The 19,875-nt window shown below is 60.2% G+C and carries 18 protein-coding genes; 4 read left to right on the top strand and 14 right to left on the bottom strand.

Annotated elements, in window-relative coordinates:
* Nucleotides 1–6: 6 nt before the first annotated feature.
* The 14 genes from lpxB to rpsB form a co-directional block, all read right to left on the bottom strand.
* The gene (gene lpxB / locus ACQ4WZ_RS10985) at nt 7–1,191 is read right to left on the bottom strand and encodes a lipid-A-disaccharide synthase (protein ID WP_436573410.1); all 1,185 of its coding nucleotides are present in this window, start codon (nt 1,189–1,191) and stop codon (nt 7–9) included.
* Nucleotides 1,175–1,966 carry an acyl-ACP--UDP-N-acetylglucosamine O-acyltransferase gene (gene lpxA / locus ACQ4WZ_RS10990; protein WP_101480907.1) on the bottom strand — a complete coding sequence of 264 codons (792 nt, stop codon included), beginning with the start codon at nt 1,964–1,966 and terminating at the stop codon, nt 1,175–1,177. The genes lpxB and lpxA overlap by 17 nt, the downstream gene beginning before the upstream one ends.
* A complete protein-coding gene (gene fabZ / locus ACQ4WZ_RS10995) occupies nt 1,966–2,460 on the bottom strand; it encodes a 3-hydroxyacyl-ACP dehydratase FabZ (protein ID WP_071077748.1) in 495 nt (164 codons plus the stop codon). The genes lpxA and fabZ overlap by 1 nt, the downstream gene beginning before the upstream one ends.
* Nucleotides 2,457–3,512, bottom strand: a complete 1,056-nt coding sequence (gene lpxD / locus ACQ4WZ_RS11000; protein ID WP_133992054.1) for a UDP-3-O-(3-hydroxymyristoyl)glucosamine N-acyltransferase — start codon at nt 3,510–3,512, stop codon at nt 2,457–2,459. The genes fabZ and lpxD overlap by 4 nt, the downstream gene beginning before the upstream one ends.
* Before the next feature lie 163 nt (nt 3,513–3,675).
* Nucleotides 3,676–4,194 (bottom strand): OmpH/Skp family outer membrane protein, encoded by a 519-nt coding sequence (locus ACQ4WZ_RS11005; protein ID WP_101480904.1) that lies wholly within the window; start codon nt 4,192–4,194, stop codon nt 3,676–3,678.
* Between the two features lie 51 nt (nt 4,195–4,245).
* Nucleotides 4,246–6,582 (bottom strand): outer membrane protein assembly factor BamA, encoded by a 2,337-nt coding sequence (gene bamA, locus ACQ4WZ_RS11010; protein ID WP_101480903.1) that lies wholly within the window; start codon nt 6,580–6,582, stop codon nt 4,246–4,248.
* Nucleotides 6,583–6,665: 83 nt separating this feature from the next.
* Nucleotides 6,666–8,027 (bottom strand): RIP metalloprotease RseP, encoded by a 1,362-nt coding sequence (gene rseP, locus ACQ4WZ_RS11015; RefSeq protein ID WP_436573411.1) that lies wholly within the window; start codon nt 8,025–8,027, stop codon nt 6,666–6,668.
* Nucleotides 8,024–9,208, bottom strand: a complete 1,185-nt coding sequence (ispC, locus tag ACQ4WZ_RS11020; protein ID WP_101480901.1) for a 1-deoxy-D-xylulose-5-phosphate reductoisomerase — start codon at nt 9,206–9,208, stop codon at nt 8,024–8,026. The genes rseP and ispC overlap by 4 nt, the downstream gene beginning before the upstream one ends.
* 8 nt (nt 9,209–9,216) lie before the next feature.
* Entirely contained in the window at nt 9,217–10,050 is an 834-nt protein-coding gene (locus ACQ4WZ_RS11025) for a phosphatidate cytidylyltransferase (RefSeq protein ID WP_101480900.1), read from the bottom strand.
* Nucleotides 10,050–10,817 (bottom strand): polyprenyl diphosphate synthase, encoded by a 768-nt coding sequence (uppS, locus tag ACQ4WZ_RS11030; RefSeq protein ID WP_133992060.1) that lies wholly within the window; start codon nt 10,815–10,817, stop codon nt 10,050–10,052. The genes ACQ4WZ_RS11025 and uppS overlap by 1 nt, the downstream gene beginning before the upstream one ends.
* Before the next feature lie 100 nt (nt 10,818–10,917).
* The gene (frr, locus tag ACQ4WZ_RS11035; protein WP_092802600.1) at nt 10,918–11,478 is read right to left on the bottom strand and encodes a ribosome recycling factor; all 561 of its coding nucleotides are present in this window, start codon (nt 11,476–11,478) and stop codon (nt 10,918–10,920) included.
* 118 nt (nt 11,479–11,596) lie between these two features.
* Nucleotides 11,597–12,313 carry a UMP kinase gene (gene pyrH / locus ACQ4WZ_RS11040; RefSeq protein ID WP_034752258.1) on the bottom strand — a complete coding sequence of 239 codons (717 nt, stop codon included), beginning with the start codon at nt 12,311–12,313 and terminating at the stop codon, nt 11,597–11,599.
* 147 nt (nt 12,314–12,460) lie between these two features.
* On the bottom strand, nt 12,461–13,372 hold the full coding sequence (tsf, locus tag ACQ4WZ_RS11045) for a translation elongation factor Ts (protein ID WP_101480897.1): 912 nt from the start codon (nt 13,370–13,372) through the stop codon (nt 12,461–12,463).
* Between the two features lie 158 nt (nt 13,373–13,530).
* Nucleotides 13,531–14,283: a 30S ribosomal protein S2 gene (gene rpsB, locus ACQ4WZ_RS11050; protein ID WP_071077760.1), complete on the bottom strand. Its 753-nt coding sequence runs from the start codon at nt 14,281–14,283 to the stop codon at nt 13,531–13,533.
* A gap of 413 nt (nt 14,284–14,696) precedes the next feature.
* On the opposite strand from rpsB, the gene map reads away from it, so the two are divergent.
* The 4 genes from map to ACQ4WZ_RS11070 all read left to right on the top strand — a co-directional run bounded on the left by map (nt 14,697) and on the right by ACQ4WZ_RS11070 (nt 19,821).
* Complete coding sequence (gene map / locus ACQ4WZ_RS11055; protein WP_096238442.1) at nt 14,697–15,509, top strand: type I methionyl aminopeptidase; 813 nt, start codon at nt 14,697–14,699, stop codon at nt 15,507–15,509.
* Between the two features lie 36 nt (nt 15,510–15,545).
* Nucleotides 15,546–18,113: a [protein-PII] uridylyltransferase gene (locus ACQ4WZ_RS11060; RefSeq protein WP_101480896.1), complete on the top strand. Its 2,568-nt coding sequence runs from the start codon at nt 15,546–15,548 to the stop codon at nt 18,111–18,113.
* A 41-nt stretch (nt 18,114–18,154) separates the two neighbouring features.
* Nucleotides 18,155–18,904, top strand: a complete 750-nt coding sequence (locus ACQ4WZ_RS11065; protein WP_101480895.1) for a pseudouridine synthase — start codon at nt 18,155–18,157, stop codon at nt 18,902–18,904.
* A gap of 152 nt (nt 18,905–19,056) precedes the next feature.
* On the top strand, nt 19,057–19,821 hold the full coding sequence (locus tag ACQ4WZ_RS11070; RefSeq protein ID WP_133992066.1) for a flagellar brake protein: 765 nt from the start codon (nt 19,057–19,059) through the stop codon (nt 19,819–19,821).
* Nucleotides 19,822–19,875: the final 54 nt, after the last annotated feature.

Genomic DNA, 19,875 nt, shown 5'->3' on the forward strand with positions numbered 1-19,875 from the left:
CGGAGTTTACTTGCGGTGGGCGGCGATGACTTGCATGACGGCGTTGGCGCTCTCGCGCGCGCTGTCGCGCAGCAGGCTGTGGTGCATGTCCGTGAAGCGCTGCACCAGGCGCAAGCGCCCTGGCACGTCACTCAGCTGCTGCCACATGGCGTCGGCGAGCGCTTGCGGGCTGGCCGCGTTCTGCAGCAGCTCAGGCACCAGGTAGTCGCGCGCCAGGATATTTGGCAAACCAATCCACGGCTGGTAGCCCATATGGCGCATGATTTCCCACGATGCGCGCATCATCTTGTAGGCGATGACCATGGGCTTCTTGTACAGCGCCACTTCCAGCGACGCCGTGCCGGACGCCACCAGTACTGCATCGGCGGCGCAAATGGCCGTGTGCGAGCCGCCATCGGTGAGCAGTATCTCGACGTCCTGCAAGCCCGCTTCCGTAATCAGCTGTAAAAAGTACTGGCGCTGCTTTTCACCGGCCATGGGGGCGACGAAACGCAGCGAGCGGTCGCGCGCCAGCAGCAGCTTGCAGGCGGCCACAAAGGCCACCGCATTGTATTTGAGTTCACCCATGCGGCTGCCCGGCATCAGGGTCATCACGTTGGCATCTTCCGGCAAGCCCAGGGCGCGGCGCGCGGCCGCCTCGTCCGGCTGCAGGGGAATCATTTCAGCAAGTGGATGGCCGACATAGGTGACGGGCACACCCGCCTTGCGGTAGATCTCTTCCTCGAACGGGAAGATCACCAGCATGTGCGAGACAGCCTTGATGATTTTCTTGATGCGTCCACCGCGCCAGGCCCAGATCTGCGGCCCGATGTAGTGCACGGTGGGGATGCCGCCTTCCTTGAGCTGCTGCTCCAGCCCCAGGTTAAAGCCCGGATAGTCGGCGCCGATGAAGACGGCGGGACGCTCCGCCAGCAACTGGTCACGCAGCGCGTTCTGGATACCCTTGATTTCGCGGTAGCGGGGAATGATCTCGAACAGGCCGCGCACGGTCAGCTTGTCCAGCGGCCAGTCGGAAATGAAACCCTGTTTGGCCATGTGCTCGCCGCCGATGCCGTGGAAGCGGGCACCGGGCAACTGCGGCACGAGGCCGGACAGCAGCCGGCTGGCCAGCAGGTCGCCCGACACCTCGCCGGCGACGATGGCGACATTGGCGACCGACAGGTCGCTGGCCTGGTCAGCGGACGATGCCACGCGACGCCACGCCCAAAAATTCGCGCATGGCGCGAATGTGTTGCGCCACCTCAGGCGACGACGCCGCTTCTTCTTCGAACAGGGCTGCCTTGGATTCTTCCAGGGTCAGTCCCGCGCGGTAGATGAGTTTATACGCGGTGCGGATGCCGTTGATCTGCTCGCGCGTAAAGCCGCGGCGCTTCAAGCCCTCGATATTGACGCCATGTGCCTGCGCCGGATTGCCGTTCAGCAGTACGAAAGGCGGCACGTCCTGCGTCAGGCTGGTGCTCATGCCGACAAAGGCGTGGGCGCCGATCTTGCAGAACTGGTGCACATTGGCGAAGCCGCTCATGATGACCCAGTCGCCGATTTCCACGTGGCCCGCCAGCTGCGCGTTGTTCGAAAAAATCGTGTTGTTGCCAACCAGGCAGTCGTGCGCCAGGTGAACGTACGCCGAAATCCAGTTGTCATTGCCCAGGCGCGTCACGCCGCCACCCTGCACGGTGCCCGTGTTGAAGGTGCAAAATTCGCGGATGGTGTTGCGGTCGCCGATTTCCAGACGCGTCGCCTCACCCGCCCATTTTTTATCCTGCGGCTGCGCGCCGATGGAGGAAAACTGGAACAGGTGGTTGTCGCAGCCGATCGTCGTGTGGCCATCGATGACCACATGCGGGCCGACCTTGGTGCCAGCGCCGATACGCACGTGCGGACCGATGATGGTATACGGACCCACCTCGACCGAGCTGTCGAGCTCAGCCTTCGGGTCAATCACTGCCGTAGAGTGGATGGCCGCCATCACTGCCCCGCTGGCTGGCTCGCAGACTGGCTCGCATCCTGCGCGCTACGGATGGTGCACATCAATTCCGCTTCCAGCGCCACTTTGCCGTCGACCGAGCCGACTGCCTTGTATTTCCAGATGCCGCGCGAGACGCGCAGGATTTCCACATCCATCTTCAGCTGGTCGCCCGGTTCGACAGGACGCTTGAAACGCGCATTGTCGATGCCGACAAAGTACACCACCGAATTTTCGTCGGGCTTGACGCCCATCGACAGGAACGACAGCAAGGCCGCCGTTTGCGCCAGCGCTTCGATCATCAGCACGCCAGGCATGACCGGCTTGTGCGGGAAATGGCCCTGGAAGAACTCTTCGTTGACCGTCACGTTCTTGATGGCGGTGATGGTTTTGTTCGCTTCCCAGTCCAGCACGCGGTCAACCAGCAGCAGCGGATAGCGGTGCGGCAGCAGCGATTTGATGGCCAGGATGTCGAGGGTCTTTTTTTCAGTAGTCATTTTTCGTCTTGCGTGGTCAGTGTTTTAATTGTTTTTTCAAGCGTGCGGATCTTCTCGCGCATGCTTGACAGGTTGCGCACGATGGCGGCGCTCTTTTCCCAGTCGGCGTTCTTGGCCAGCGGATAAAAACCCGTGTACTGGCCCGGTTCCGCGATCGAGCGAGACACCATGCTGCCAGAGCCGACATGGACGCGGTCGGCGATTGTCAAATGGCCCAGCACCATGGCAGCGCCGCCAAAGGTGCAGTACTTGCCGATGACGGCGCTACCGGCCACGCCCACGCAGCCGGCCATGGCCGTATGCGCGCCGATATGGCAGTTATGGCCGATCTGGATCTGGTTATCGAGCTTGACACCATCTTCGATGATGGTGTCAGCCAGTGCGCCACGGTCGATGGTGGTATTGGCGCCGATATCGACATCGTCACCGATCACCACCCTGCCCGTTTGCGGAATCTTGATGTACACGCCGCCTTCGTTGGCAAAGCCGAATCCGTCGGTACCAATCACGGCGCCGGAATGGATGATGCCGCGCTGGCCGATCACGCAGCGCGCATGAAAGGTCACGTTGGCGAGCAATTGCGTGCCCGCGCCGATGACCGCATCGCGCCCCACCACGCAGCCAGGGCCGATGATGCAGCCGGCGCCGACAATGGCGCCGGCCTCGATCACCGCGTGTGCGCCGACAGAGGCGCTGGCATCGACCTGCGCGCCGGCATCGACAAAGGCGCTCGGATGGATGCCTGCCGGTGCCTTGATCTCATGCAGTGCGGCGAAATACTGCGCCGCGCGCGCGAAATAGACATAGGGATTCGGTGTGACGATGCGCGTGCCGGCGTATTCGGCGCCGATCAGCGCATCGTCGGCAGGCGTGAGGATCAGCGCGGCAGCTCCGCTTTGCGCCGCCTGTGCGCGAAATTTGCTATTGCTGAGAAAGCTGATGTGCGAAGCGCCGGCGTCGGCCAGCGGCGCGATCCCTGTGACTTCCAGGTTGGGATCGCCCGCCAATTGACCACCGAAGCGTTCGACCAAGTCTCCTAGTCGAGTGCCCATCTTTTACCCTTATAAGAACGCCTGACTACGCCTGCTGCGCGGCGCGAATTGCGGTCTCCGAAGCTCACTGCCTCGGGCGGCCCCGTGCATACGCACAGCTCCGCTTCTCAACCACAACTCACATCCGCTCGCTAAGGCACTGCCAGGCTTAAAACCGTTTCGATTACTTGTCCAGCGCCTTCAAGACCTTGTCGGTAATGTCGATGCGCGGACTGGCCCACAGGGCTTCCTGCAGCACGATGTCATATCCTTCGATATGCGCCATCTGCTGGATGATGGTGTTGGCTTTTTCCGCGATGGCGCTGCGCTCTTCGTTCGTGCGCTGGCTCAAGTCTTCGCGAAATTCGCGCTGGCGGCGTTGCAGCTCCTTGTCCAGCTCGAAAAACTCACGCTGGCGCTTGGCGCGCTCGGCCTCGCTCAAGGTGGGCATGTCCTTTTCCAGGGCTTCGTTGGCCACCTTGAAGCGGCTGGCCAGTTCCTGCACGGCTTTTTCGCGCGCGCGGAACTCTTCGGCCAGTTTGGCGCTGGCCGCTTTGGCCAGCCTTGACTCGTTATAAATACGTTCGCTGCTGATCCAGGCGATTTTCGACTCCTGAGCCTGCGCCTGCACCGGCAACAGCGAACTCCAGCACAATGCGATCACGGCAAGGGACTTGGGCAGGGTAGCGGATGCGGTGTTCATGATACTCCATGGTCAAAAGGTAAAAGCTGTCGCCCCGGTTCAGATGGCCGGTTAGAAACCGGTGCCCATCTGGAACTGGAAGCGCTCCAGGCGGTCAGTCGGCTTGGCGTTCAGCGGTTTGGCATAGCTCAGCTTGAGCGGGCCCACCGGTGAAATCCAGCTGATGCCCAAGCCAGCAGAATAGCGCAATTGCGAGATCCGCATTTTTTCGCCTTCCTGGTAGACCTGGCCGCCGTCAAGAAAACCGAACCAGCGCAGGCTGCGGTCATTGCCCGAACCGGGGAATGGCATCTGCAGCTCGGCATTACCGATCAGGCGCGAAGCGCCGCCCAGTGCATCGTTGGTGCTCGGTTCGACCGCGCCCAGCGAGGAACTCAGGTAGCCGCGCACCGAACCGATACCGCCGCCGTAGAAGTTCTTGAAGACCGGATACACGTGATTGCCGATGCCGTGGCCGTAATCGATCTCGCCTTTCAGCGCCAGGGTGACCTTGCTGAACAGCGGACGGAAATACTGGTGCTCATAGATGGCACGGAAGTACTTCTGGTCGCCGATCAGGTCAGCCTCCAGGTTGACGCGCTGGTAGCGGCCGATCGATGGCGTCAGGGCGCTGTCGCGGCTGTCGCGCTGCCATGCCGCCGTCAGCGGGATGGAATTCGTGGTGGCCGAACCGATACCGTCGGACGGGCCGCCATTGTCGATCACGTACTGCTTGAAGCGGATTGGGCTGGTGATGTCGGTTTCGATGCGCGAGCGCTCGGCGCCGATGCCGAAGAAGACAGTGTCGACTTCCGAGAATGGCACGCCGAAACTGACACGGCCACCGGTTTGCTTGATCTTGTAGCTGCCGATGTTCAGCGCCGGCGGTTCCGTTGTACGCAGGTAAACTTCAAAGCTGCGCGAAATGCCATCGTCCGTAAAGTACGGATTGGTTTGCGAAAACGCGATCGTGCGGCTGTAATGGCTGGTATTGAGTTCGATGCCAACGGTGTTGCCGCTACCGGCGAAGTTGGCCTGCGAAATCGATGCCGACAGGGTGAACTTCTCCGATTGCGAGAAGGCACCACCGATCAGGAAGTTACCCGTCGGTTTTTCCACCACCGTCACATTGACGTCGACCTGGTCGGTCGTGCCCTGTGCTTCCGGCGTGTCAATGGTCACGTCCTTGAAGTAGCCCAGGCGGTCGACCCTGTCGCGCGACAGCTTGATCTTGTTGCTGTCGTACCAGGACGATTCGAACTGGCGGAATTCACGGCGGATGACTTCATCGCGCGTGGTGGTGTTGCCGGCGATATTCATGTGGCGCACGTAGACGCGCTTGCCCGGATCGATGAAGAAAGTAAAACCCACTTCATGCTTCTCACGGTTGATTTCCGGATTGGCATTGACGTTGGCAAAGGCATAGCCGAACGTGGCCAGGCGGTCCTGGATGCGCTTGTTCGTGGCTGTCAGGCGCGCACCCGAGTAAATCTCGCCTTCGCGCATCAGGTTCAGGGCTTTCAGCTCTTCTTCGCGGCCGAACATCTCGCCTTCGAACTTGGTGCCGGCAATCTTGTACTTTTCACCTTCGGTGATATTGATTGTCAGGTAGATATCTTTTTTATCGGGCGTGATCGACACTTGCGTGGAGTCGACCTGCATCTCGATATAGCCGCGGTCCAGGTAGTAGGACTTCAGCGACTCGATGTCGCCCGTCAGCTTGGTCTTCGAATATTGATCCGCCTTGGTATACCAGCTGAACCAGCCGCCCGTGTTCAGGGCCAGCTGTTCGCGCAGTTCCTTGTCGGTGAAGGCCTTGTTGCCGACGATGTTGATCTGCTTGATGCGGGCCACGTCGCCCTCGTCGACGGCGAACACCACGTTGACGCGGTTACGCTCGATCGGCGTGACGGTGGTGGTGATCTTCACGCCGTACAGGCCATGCGACAGGTACTGGCGCTTGAGTTCCTGTTCAGCGCGGTCGACCGAGGCCTTGTCGAAAATCTTGGCTTCGCCGACGCCGATTTCCTTCAATGCCTTGACCAGCACATCTTTTTCAAATTCCTTGGTGCCCGTGAATTCCACGGCAGCGATGGCCGGGCGCTCCTCGACCAGCACCACCAGCACGTCGCCATCGACTTCCAGGCGCACGTCCTTGAAGAAACCCGTCGCGTACAGGGCTTTGATGGCGGCGATACTCTTCTCGTCGGAGAACGTTTCGCCGACGCGCACCGGCAGGTAGCTGAAAACAGTGCCCGCTTCAGTACGCTGGATCCCTTCGACCCGGATGTCCTTGACAGTAAATGGCTGGACGGCCAGCGCATGGCCGGCACAGAAGGCCATGACGGCGGCGCCGATCAGGCTGCGACGAAAGGAAGGCAAGGCAAAACGAGCAGAATGTAATTTCATTGGGGTTATTCAATGGGTAAATCAATGGACAACATACACAAAAGATTGCTTGTGCGACTCACGCAATGGCATCAACCACCGCCCTAATTAAGCAATCGCAACACGTCATTAAAGACGGCAAGCACCATCAAGGTCAGTAACAAACCGATCCCCAGGCGCTGGGCAATCTCGCCTACGCGCTCCGGCAAGGGGCGTCCGGTCAAAACTTCCAGCGAATAATACAGCAAATGCCCGCCATCCAGAACAGGAATGGGTAGCAAATTCATCACGCCCAGACTGATACTGATGAAGGCGATGAAGCTCAGGTAGCTTACCAGGCCGATGCGCGCCGTCTGGCCCGCGTAATCGGCGATGGTAATGGGCCCCGTCACATTCTTCAGCGAGACCTGGCCGGTGACCATTTTACCCAGCATTTTCAGGCTCATGACACTGGTATCCCAGACCTTGGCAGACGCCTTGCCCACGGCAGAGAACGGTCCGGAGGCCACGGTAATCATATCCGGCACCTGTCCCAGCTTTGCCTGGATCTTACCAACTGTTACAGCTCCCTCTGTCCCTGTGCCCGGCACGGCGTCCGGCGTAATGGGCAAGGTCAGGTCCTGGCCCTGGCGCAACAGTTGCAATTGCAAGGTCCGGCCAGGCGCCTGGCTCAGGGTGGCGATGACGGCCGCCACGTCGTGCACGGGCTGTTCGTCGATGGCCAGGATCTGGTCGTTTTTCTGCAGGCCGGCGCGCGCGGCGGCGCCATCGGGCATGATTTCCATCAGGGTGGGCGCGGAACGGGCCAGGGTCAGGCCCAGCTTGCCCAGCACGTCGCCTTCAAGGTCCGTCTCCGTCAGGCTGGCCGTCGGCAAGGTCGCTTCCTGCTGGCCACGGTCGGGGCGGCGCACTTCGATGCGGGCCGGCTGCTTGTCGAGGGTGGCCTGGATCAGCTCCCAGCGCAGTTCGGACCAGCTGGCCACGGCCTTGCCATTCACCGCTTCGACCGTATCGCCGCTGCGCAAGCCAGCCGCATAGGCAGCTGTCTGCTCGGCTACGGGGCCGAGCATGCTCGACGGCTCTTCGATGCCATGCATGAACAGGCCCGCGTACAGCACGATGGCGACGAGGAAATTGGCCAGCGGGCCGGCGGCCACGATGGCAATGCGGCGCCACACGCTCTGGCGCGTGAATTCGCGGCGCAATTCGCTTTCCGGCAAGTCGCTGAGGTCTTGCGCGCGGCTGTCGAGCATGCTGACATAGCCGCCCAGCGGCAGCGCGGAAATAGCCCATTCCGTCTGGTCCTTGCCAAACTTGCGCGAATACACCACTTTCCCCATACCGATCGAGAAGCGCAGCACTTTCACGCCGCACCAGCGCGCCACCAGGTAGTGACCCAGCTCGTGCAAGGTAATCAGCGAACCGAGCGCGACGATAAAAGCCAGCAAGGTGGTGATCAGCGTCATGCGGCCAGCCTTTGGGCGATATACGCGTGCGCGGCCACGCGGGCCAGGCGGTCCTGCTCCATCACGGCCTCGATGCTGGAGGCGGCGCCATGCGGCACAGTCTCGATCACGTGGGCGATGACGCGGTCGATCTGGCGGAAGCCGATCTGCTCGTCGAGGAAGGATTGCACGGCCACTTCATTGGCCGCATTGAGCAGGGCCGGCGCCGTGCCGCCCGCGCGCAAGGCGTCGAACGCCAGCGCCAGGCAAGGGAAACGACGGAAATCGGGACGTTCGAACTGCAGGGTTGCCACTTGCGCCAGGTCCAGCTGCGCCACGCCGGAAGCGATGCGCTGCGGATACGCCAACGCATGGGCGATCGGCGTGCGCATGTCCGGGTTACCCAACTGGGCCAGCACGGAACCGTCGATATACGACACCATCGAATGGATCACGCTTTGCGGGTGGATCAGCACTTCGATCTGCTCGGCAGGCGCGCCGAACAGCCAGTGCGCCTCGATTACCTCCAGCCCCTTGTTCATCATGGTGGCCGAATCGACGGAAATCTTGCGCCCCATGGCCCAGGTCGGATGCTTGCAGGCCTGGTCCGGCGTAACCTTGTCGAGCGTCTCGACGTCGCGCGTGAGGAAGGGACCGCCGGAAGCCGTCAGCACGATTTTTGCCACGCCAGCGGCGCCTGGCGCGCGACCATGGGCGTGCGGCATGCATTGGAAGATGGCGTTATGCTCACTGTCGATGGGCAACAGCACGGCGCCGTTATCGTGCACGGCATCGATGAACAGCTGGCCAGACATGACCAGCGCCTCCTTATTGGCCAACAATACTTTCTTGCCAGCACGTGCCGCCGCCAAGGTGGGAGCCAGGCCTGCTGCGCCAACGATGGCCGCCATCACGCCCGTCACCTGCGGCGCGCTGGCAATGGCGCACAGGGCCTCCACGCCGTACTCGACTTGCGTATCGACGCCCTGCCCGCGCAGCAAACGCGTCAGTTCAAGAGCGGCTTCAGCAGTGCCGACGACAGCGCGCTGCGGACGGAACTTCAGACACTGGGCGGCCAGTTCGGCCACGCGGCTGTGTGCACTCAGCGCATACACGCTGTATTGCTCGGGATGACGCGCGAGCACGTCCAGGGTAGACACGCCGATCGAGCCGGTCGCGCCAAGGATGGTGATGTATTGCATGAGTTTCCTTAAAGCCAACTGGCCACGAGGGCGGCAAATGGCAGGACCGGGATCAGCGCGTCGATACGGTCGAGTACACCGCCGTGGCCGGGCAGCAGGTTGCTGCTGTCCTTGATGCCGGCGCGGCGCTTCAGTTGGGATTCAAACAGGTCGCCGACGATGCTGGCAGCGACGACCAGCAGCAGCACCAGCAAGGCCACCAGCCAACCGCGGCGCAATTGCAGCTGCACGGCAAAGGTGTCTTGCAGCACTGGCAGCGATGGCGCGGCAACGATGGTGATGGCGGCGATGAGCAAGACGGCGATCCCGCCGCCGATGGCACCCTCCCAGGATTTCCCCGGGGAAATACTTGGCGCCAGCTTGCGCTTGCCGAAAGCCTTGCCCGAGAAATACGCGCCGATATCGGCGATCCACACGAGCGCCATGACGGACAGCAGGAACAAAGGGCTATGCAGGAACAAGGCAATGATGGCGACGAAGCAGCCGACGATGGTGACCGGATACACCAGACTGAGCAAGGTATTGCCCAAGCCTTCGGTGGGTGGCAAGCCCGTCGCCAGCGATGGCACGAAACGGATCAGCCAGATGGCCACGCACAGGGCGAACCAGAAATTGAGCTGCGCCATGCCGTTACCGACAAAAAACGTATACGCGAAGGCGGCAGTCCAGACGGCAGCAATCAGGAGCGCCTGGCGATTTTTGAAGATGCGGAAGCTTTCCCATACGGCGGCGCCGAAGAACGCCGTGGCGATCACGGCGAAGGCAGGGAAATAATTCAGATACAGAACCGGCAGCAAGACCGCCAACAGGACCAGGGCGGTGATTATCCGTGTTTTCAGCATCAGTTTGTCTTTTCAGTTAATTGCGCGCTAGTGCGGCCGAAGCGCCGTTCGCGCTGCTGGTAAGACGCGATTGCCGCGTCGAGGCATTCTTCGTTGAAGTCGGGCCAGAAAGTCTCGGTGAAAAACAGCTCAGTGTACGCCAGTTGCCACAGCAGGAAATTGGAAATGCGCTGCTCGCCGCCGGTGCGGATGAACAGGTCAGGCTCGGGCGCATAGGCCATGGCCAAGTGCGGCGCCAGTTGTTCTTCCGTGTAAGCCTGTCCGGCAGGCTGGCCCTTGGCTACAGCCTCGACCGTCATTTTGTTGACTGCCTGCATGATGTCCCATCGGCCGCCATAATTAGCGCAGATGGTCACCGTCAGACGCGTGTTGCGGGCCGTCTTGCGTTCCGCATCGGCGATCAGGGTTTGCAATTGGTCGTTGAAGCGGGACAAGTCACCCACCACTTTCAGGCGGATGTCATTGGCATGCATTTTGACCACTTCGCGTTCCAGCATGGTAACGAACAGGCGCATCAGCATCGACACCTCTTCTTCCGGGCGGCGCCAGTTTTCCGAACTGAAAGCAAACAGGGTCAGATACTCGACGCCCCGTTCCAGGCAGGTCTCGACGACACCGCGCACGGCGTCAGCGCCCTTTACGTGGCCAGCCACGCGCGGCAAGAAGCGTTTGGTTGCCCAGCGGCCATTGCCATCCATAATGATTGCCACATGGCGCGGCACCGTGCCAACCTCAGGTACTGCCGTTGTCGAACTCGAATAGATCATGAAAACACGAATACCAAAAAATAACAGATAACTATTATGCGCCAAATAGCACTGCCCGGAAAAGCCATGCTTTTCCGGGCAGCGTCAAAAGGACTGAAAACTAGACCGTCAGCACTTCTTTTTCTTTATCGACTACCATCTTGTCTATGTCGGCAATAAACTTGTCCGTCAGCTTCTGCACTTCTTCCGACGAGCGACGCTCATCGTCCTCGGAGCAGGCTTTTTCCTTGACCAGCTTCTTCAGCGACTCGTTCGCGTCGCGACGAATATTACGCACGGCAATCTTCGCGTCTTCCGCTTCGCTCTTGACCAGCTTGACCATTTCCTTGCGGCGCTCTTCCGTCAGCGGCGGCGTCGGGACGCGGATCAGGTCGCCCTGTGCCGATGGGTTCAAGCCCAGGTCGGCGTCGCGGATAGCTTTTTCAACGGTCGAAGCCATTTTCTTTTCGTACGGCTGCACACCGATGGTACGCGCGTCGATCAGGGTCACGTTGGCAACCTGGGTCAGCGCAGTGGGCGAACCGTAGTAATCGACCATCACGTGGTCCAGGATACCCGTATGGGCGCGACCGGTACGCACCTTGGCCAGGTCGGCCCGCAGTGTTTCCAGCGACTTCGTCATGCGTTCCTGGGCATTCTTTTTAACGTCAGCTAAGGACATGCTGCTCTCCAATCTTGATAATAATAAATATACTACTGTGCCAGGCTCAGGAAACAAGCCCGCGCAGTCGGGAGTCTGGAAACCATCCATGGCAACCATGGATGGCTTCCATATCTCCTTAAACGTGCACTAAGGTGCCTTCATCCTCGCCCATGATGACGCGCATCAGCGCGCCTGGCTTGGTGATCGAAAACACTTTAATTGGCAGTTTCTGGTCGCGGCACAGGGCGAATGCGGTGGCATCCATCACTTGCAGGTGCTTGGCGATGGCGTCGTCGAACGTAATCGTGTGGAACAGGGTGGCGTTCGGATCCTTCTTCGGATCGGCCGTGTAGACGCCGTCGACCTTGGTGGCCTTCAGGACGATCTCGGCACTGATCTCGGAACCGCGCAGGGCGGCCGCCGTGTCGGTAGTGAAGAACGGATTGCCGGTGCCGGCGGCGAAGACGACCACTTTGCCTTCTTCCAGGTATTGCAGGGCTTTCGGACGGACGTACGGCTCGACAACTTGTTCGATGCCGATGGCCGACATGACGCGTGCGGTGATCCCGACATGGCGCATGGCATCGGCCAGGGCCAGTGCATTCATCACGGTGGCGAGCATGCCCATGTAGTCGGCGGTGGCACGATCCATGCCTTGCGCACCAGGCGCAACGCCGCGGAAGATATTGCCGCCGCCAATCACGATTGCCAGTTCCACACCCAATTTCGCCACCTCGGCCACATCGGCCACCATGCGCTCGATCGTGGCGCGGTTGATGCCGTAGGGATCATCGCCCATCAGGGCTTCGCCGGACAACTTGAGGAGGACGCGCTTGTAGGCTGGTTTTGACATGAGCTGGGGCTCCATAAATGAGTTTATTCGAGTATGACATGGCGCAGCGCCTTGCAGCGCCGGACAGGCGCGCGGGGCTGCCCATGCCGCCGCCCGGCACGACAGGTGCGGGCGGGCCAAAAAAACGGGCCTCTCGGCCCGCTTTACTTACGCTCCCTGGGAGGCAGCCATCTGTGCTGCGACTTCTGCTGCGAAGTCGTCTTGCTTCTTCTCGATGCCCTCGCCTACCACGTACATGGCAAAACCCTTGACGCTGGTGTTAGCCGCCTTCAGCATTTGCTCAACCGACAGCTTGTCGTTTTTCACGAATGCCTGGTTCAGCAGCGATACTTCTTTCAGGAACTTCTGTACGGAACCTTCCAGGCGCTTGGCCAGGATTTCCGGCGATTGCGCTGGCTTGCCTTCGGCGGCCGCTTTGGCTGCGTCTTCTTCGGCTTTCAGTTGGGCAACCGAACGCTCTTTTTCGATCAGTTCCGCTGGAACTTCGTTCGAAGACAGCGACACTGGCTTCATGGCAGCGATGTGCATGGCCACGTCTTTGCCTACTTGCTCATCGGCACCGTCGAATTCGACGATCACGCCAATGCGCGAACCGTGCAGGTACGAAGCCAGCTTGTTGCTGGTTTCGAAACGCTGGAAGCGGCGGATGGTCATGTTTTCGCCAATTTTGCCGATCAGGGCAGCGCGCACTTCTTCCAGGGTCTTGCCATCGAGTGGCAGGGCCAGCAGGGCAGCTACGTCAGCCGGGTTGTGTTCTGCTACCAGACGGGCAGCGTTGTTGGCCAGTGCCAGGAAATCGTCGTTTTTCGCAACGAAGTCGGTTTCCGAGTTGACTTCAACCAGGGCGCCTACGCCATTGGCGATGTAGGTTGCCACGACGCCTTCAGCGGTGATACGTGCCGATGCTTTCGATGCCTTGCCGCCCAGTTTGACGCGCAGGATCTCTTCCGCACGAGCCATGTCGCCATCGGCTTCGGTCAGTGCTTTTTTGCATTCCATCATTGGTGCGTCGGTTTTGCCGCGCAATTCGCCTACCATCGCTGCTGTAATCGCTGCCATGTGTTTCTCCTGATTCGGTGAGTCGATAGTCGCGGCCGGGCAGGTATGCCTCGCCAGCGGTCACTATCGTTTTTTTGTTAAAAAAAAGGGGGAGCTGCTGCCACCCCTTTTCCCTTACTGCTGTGCTTACAAACGGCTATCTCGCGATAGCCTGGCTATTAAGCCTGTTCGTTCACTTCGACGAATTCGTCGCCAGCGGCTGCTTTAACCATTTCAACAACTTCGTTACCGGCAGCTGCACGGCCTTCGATGATTGCATCAGCAACACCGCGAGCGTACAACATGATGGCTTTCGAGGAGTCATCGTTACCTGGGATCACGAAGTTCACGCCTTCTGGGGAGTGGTTGGTATCGACAACGCCGATGACCGGGATACCCAGTTTAGCTGCTTCGGTGATCGCACCTTTGTGGTAGCCGACGTCCACAACGAAGATTGCGTCAGGAATGCCGCCCATATCCTTGATGCCGCCGATCGATTTTTGCAGCTTGATCATTTCGCGGGAGAACATCAGCGCTTCTTTTTTCGACAGCTTCTCGATCGAACCGTCTTCGACCATCACTTCCATGTCCTTCAGACGCTTGATCGAGGTTTTGATCGTTTTGAAGTTGGTCAGCATGCCGCCCAACCAACGTTGATCAACGAAAGGCACGCCAGCGCGTTGTGCTTCAGCAGCGATGATTTCGCGAGCTTGACGCTTGGTGCCGACCATCAGGATGGTGCCACGGTTTGCAGCCAGTTGACGCACGTGCTTCATTGCGTCCTGGTACATCGCCATGGTTTTTTCCAGGTTGATGATGTGGATCTTGTTGCGATGGCCGAAGATGAACGGTGCCATTTTTGGATTCCAAAAACGGGTTTGGTGACCAAAGTGGACACCGGCTTCCAGCATTTCGCGCATTGTTACGGACATTATTAACTCCAGGGTTGGGTCTGGAATCCGATCAGTCACCATACAGGCACCCTTGTCGACCGGATTCGCGTGTTTATTTAAAATTAAAGACACTATTTATTGCATTGCTCAAAAGTGAATTCAAGCAACCCGGGATTCTACACCAAAATGACCGCCGCATCAAGTCCGCACTGCAAATCGCCCGCCCGGCGGAAACGTCCTATGCACCACTATGGTGCAAGACATGGCCGCCGCGGCAGCACCTCTCCATTCCCCCCACAAATCGCCGCCCGGCCATAGGAAGGAGGCGGCGGATTCAGGGCGGCTCGTTTATAATTTCGACATATTTGCAGACTTTTTCCCCTACACAGGAATCGTCTGTGCTTTTCACCCGCGCTTTTCAGCCGAATATCTTGCAGATTGCGAATTACACCATGTCCACCATCCGTATTAATAGCGCCGCCGACATCGAAGGCATGCGCGTTGCCGGCAAGCTCGGCGCCGAAGTGCTCGACTACATCACCCCTTTCGTCAAGGTGGGCGTCACCACGGGCGAACTTGACCGCCTGTGCCACGAATACATGGTCAATGTGCAGGGCACCATTCCCGCCCCGCTGAACTACTGCCCGCCCGGCTATACGCCGTACCCGAAAGCCATCTGCACCTCCGTCAACGACGTCATCTGCCATGGCATTCCGGGCGACAAGGTCTTGAAGAGCGGCGACTCCGTCAACCTCGACATCACCGTCATCAAGGATGGCTATCACGGCGACAACAGCCGCATGTTCCTCGTCGGCACGCCCACCATCCTGGCCAAGCGCCTGTCGGAAATCACCTATGAATGCATGTGGCTGGGCATAGACCAGATCAAACCGGGCGCCCACCTGGGCGATATCGGGCACGCCATCCAGCAACACGCGGAAAAAGCAGGCTACAGCGTGGTGCGCGAATTCTGCGGCCACGGCATCGGCAAGGTCTTTCATGAAGAACCGCAAGTGCTGCACTACGGCAAACCAGGCACGCTGGAGCGCCTGGAGGCGGGCATGATTTTCACCGTGGAACCGATGATCAACTCGGGCCGCCGCGAGATCCGCGAAATGAACGATGGCTGGACCATCAAAACCAAGGACCGCAGCCTGTCGGCGCAGTGGGAACACACGGTGCTGGTGACGGAAACGGGCTATGAAGTGCTGACCGTCTCGCCTGGCATGCCGCCGCCGCCAGCCTTGATCCTGAACAAAGCCTGATTCTTCCATCCCACGCACCGCCACCCCAGGGCCCAGATGAAAAAGCAAGTTCGGGAACAGCTGAAACAGCAACTGAAAGCCGACCGCCAGGTCGTCATTGCGGCCTTCCAGGCCGATGGCAAGCCTGAAAAACTGCTGCGCGGCCTTCGCCACAGCGTCGATGGGGTGCTGGCGCGCGCCTGGCAGGAGGCGGGTTTGCCTCCCGGCACTGCCCTGGTGGGCGTGGGCGGCTACGGCCGCGGTGAACTGTTTCCGTATTCCGACGTCGATCTGCTGATCCTGCTGCAGCAGGCGCCGGACGCGGCGACACAGGAAAAGCTCGAGGAACTGGTGCAACTGCTGTGGGACCTGGGCCTGGAAATCGGCCACAGCATCCGTACGGTCGAGGAGTGCATGGTCGAATCGAAAGCCGACATCACCGTGCAAACGAGCCTGCTCGAAGCGCGCCTCGTGTGCGGCAACGCGGACTTGTTCGCGCAACTGCAGCAGCGCTACGAGGCCGCCATGGACCCACAGGCGTTTTTCCAGGCGAAAACGGCGGAAATGCGCCAGCGCCATGCCAAATACGAAGACACGGCCTTCAGCCTGGAGCCCAATTGCAAGGAAAGCCCGGGCGGCTTGCGCGACTTGCAGGTGATTTTGTGGGTGGCCAAGGCGGCCGGCCTGGCCAATTCCTGGCGCACCCTGGCCACGGGAGGCCTGATCACCCTGACGGAAGCGCGCCAGTTGATGGAAAAGGAGCGCGCCTTCAAGGATATCCGCGTGCGTTTGCACCTGCATGCGGGGCGGCGCGAAGACCGCCTGGTGTTCGACGTGCAGACGGCGATTGCCGAATCACTGGGCCTGCAAGCCACGGGCAGCGGGCCGCACATGCGCCGCGCCAGCGAATTTCTCATGCAGCGCTATTACTGGGCCGCCAAGACGGTGACCCAGCTCAACACGATTCTGCTGCAAAATATCGAGGCACGGCTGTTTCCCCAAGACGATGTGGCCGTGCCCATCAACGAACGCTTCAATGAAGTCAACAGCCTGATCGACATCAGCGCCGACGATACGTTCGAGCAATACCCGTCGGCCATGCTGGAAATATTTGTCCTGATGACGGAACGCCCCGCCCTGAAGGGCATGACGTCGCGCGCCACGCGGGCCCTGTGGCATGCGCGCTTCAAGATCGATGCCGCCTTCCGCCAGGATCCCGTCAACCGCGCCCTCTTCCTGCGCATCATGCGGGCGCCCGTGGGCATCATCCATGCGCTGCGGCGCATGAACGAGATGAGCATCCTGGGGCGCTACCTGCCGAATTTCCGCCGCATCGTGGGGCAGATGCAGCACGACCTGTTCCACGTGTACACGGTCGACCAGCACATTTTGATGGTGGTGCGCAACATGCGCCGCTTCACCATGAGCGAACATGCGCACGAATACCCGTTCTGCAGCCAGCTGATGGCCGATTTCTCGCAATCGTGGCTGCTGTACGTGGCGGCCCTGTTCCACGACATCGCCAAGGGCCGCGGCGGCGACCATTCCAAGCTGGGCGTGGCCGACGCCACCCAGTTCTGCCAGGACCACGGCATGTCGGCAGAGGACACGGAACTGGTGGCTTTCCTGGTGGAAAATCACCTGACCATGTCGCAAGTGGCGCAAAAGCAAGACCTGTCCGACCCCGACGTCATCGCCGCCTTTGCGAAAGTGGTCAAGGACGAGCGCCACCTGACGGGCCTGTACCTGCTGACGGTGGCCGACATCCGCGGCACCAGTCCGAAAGTGTGGAACGCATGGAAAGGCAAACTGCTGGAAGACCTGTACAAGATCACCCTGCGCGTGCTGGGCGGCGAACCGCATACGGCCGACCGCGAACTGAAGAACCGCCAGCAGGAAGCGCTGGCCACGCTGCGCCTGTACGGCCTGCCGCCCGATGCCCATCTGAAACTGTGGCAGCAGCTGGACGTGGCGTATTTCCTGCGCCACGACGCCTCCGACATCGCCTGGCAGACGCGCTCGCTGTATGACAAGCTCGACAGCAAGTTGCCGGTGGTAAAATGCCGTTTGGCCCCCATCGGCGAAGGCTTGCAGGTAGCCGTGTACGTGCCCGACCAGCCCGACCTGTTCGCGCGCATCTGCAGCTATTTCGACCGCAAGAATTTCAGCATCCTCGACGCGAAGATCCACACGACCAGGAATGGCTACGCGCTCGACACTTTCCTCGTCACGGAGCAGAACTTCGCCAAGAGCTACCGCGACATCATCAGCCTGATCGAGCACGAGCTGGGCGAACTGCTGCAGTCGCAAACGCCGCTGCCGCCGCCGGGCAAGGGACGGCTGTCGCGCCTGTCGCGCACTTTCCCCTTCCAGCCGACGGTGGATTTGCGGCCCGACGAAAGGGGACAGTACTACCTGCTGTCGGTGGCCGCCAACGACCGCACGGGCCTGCTGTATGCGATCGCCAATGTGCTGACCAAGTACCGCATCAACCTGCACACGGCCAAGATCATGACCCTGGGCGAACGGGTCGAAGACGTCTTCCTCGTCGACGGTCCCGCGCTCAACAATGCCCGCAACCAGATATTGCTGGAAACCGATTTACTCGATGCGCTGAAGGTGTAAACCTTGCGTGCAGCGCCTACCCTTACTGAAACTGAAACAACATGACCGAAGAATTATTACGCTTGTCCAAACGCATGTCCGAACTGGGCCTGTGCTCGCGCCGTGAAGCCGATGAATGGATCGCGCGCGGCTGGGTCCGCGTCGATGGCAAGGTGGTGTCCGAGCTGGGCAGCAAGGTCTATCCCAGCCAGCGCGTCACCGTGGAACGCCAGGCGGCAGCCGAGCAGTCGAAGCGCGTCACCGTATTGATCAACAAACCCGTCGGCTATGTCAGCGGCCAGGCCGAAGACGGCTACACGCCCGCCGTGGCGTTGATCAAGGCGGAAAACCGCTGGGCGGAAGACCGCAGCCCGGAACAGTTCCACCCGACCCAGCTGCGCAGCCTGGTTGCCGCCGGCCGCCTGGACATCGATTCCGTCGGCTTGCTGGTCTTGACGCAGGATGGGCGCGTGGCCAAACAGCTAATCGGCCACGATACCGATATCGACAAGGAATACCTGGTGCGCGTGAGCTACACCAAAGGCGATACCCTGCCCGACAGCGAGCTGAAAAGGCTCAACCATGGCTTGTGGCTCGACGGCAAACCGCTGCTGCCGGCCAAGGTGCGCTGGCAAAATGAAGACCAGCTGAGCTTTACCTTGCGCGAAGGCAAGAAACGCCAGATCCGCCGCATGTGCGAAGCCGTCGGCCTGAAAGTGCTGGGCCTGAAACGCGTGCGCATCGGCAAGGTCAAGCTGGGCGACTTGCCAACGGGCCAATGGCGCTACCTGAGCGCGGACGAACAGTTTTAAGCGACGGTATCGAGATGGCATGCGCCCCGGCATGCCATGCTACATAAGCAACAGGAATATAGTGATATAAAAACAATTATTGTGATTTACTTAGTAAATATTGCCTTAAACCTATACACTATTCCCCATTAGAACAAAAGAGATACGCTGTCGTGAACGATCCCATCCCCAATCCCCTGCGCAAAGGCGCGCCCAGCCTGGCCGATGTGGCCGAGCCTATGGAGCCAGGCACCAAGCCGCACCATATGAGCGATCCGTGGGATATCGGCGAAACCCTATGCAGCCTGGCTGATAACGGCGACGCCATTTCCATCTACCCGACAGGCGGCGAAGATGTCATCATGGCGCGCATATTGTCCGTCGACGATGACTTGCCGCAATTCGTGCTGGAACTGAATGAAGGCGCGACCCTGCCGCCTGGTGGCGCCACGTTTGTGTCGTGGGTGCAAAGCGCCAAGCTGCAATTTACCATCAATGGCGAATGGGAGGCCTATCCCGAGCGGCCGAACGTCTACCTGACGAACTTCCCCAGCCATTGCCTGGTGCTGGAACGGCGCGAATCGGCACGCCTGGAAACACCGCTGGGCGTGTACTACCTGGCCGCCTTTGTGCTGGAAGGACGGCCGTACGAATTGCAGCTGTATGACTTCTCGGCCGGCGGCATCGGCATGCGTGCCCACCCGCGCGATACGGTCGGCCTGTATGTGGGCCGCAAGCTGTCGCGCGTGCGCCTGGAACTGGGGCCGGACAAAGTCATGATCGCCGACCTGGAAATCCGCCTGTCGCGCACCTTCCGCTCCTTCCTGCTGGGCGAGCAAGTGCAGATCGGCTGCCGCTTCCTGAACCTGACGGATGCCATGCAAGATGAGCTGAAAGCCTTGCTCGACAACCTGGGCAGCAACCGCAAGGTGCGCTGAGCTGCACCACATGAAAAAATGGCCGCCCAGCTGATAGCTGCACGGCCATTTTTC

Source organism: Janthinobacterium darwini, from assembly GCF_051380905.1.
GTDB lineage: Bacteria > Pseudomonadota > Gammaproteobacteria > Burkholderiales > Burkholderiaceae_D > Janthinobacterium.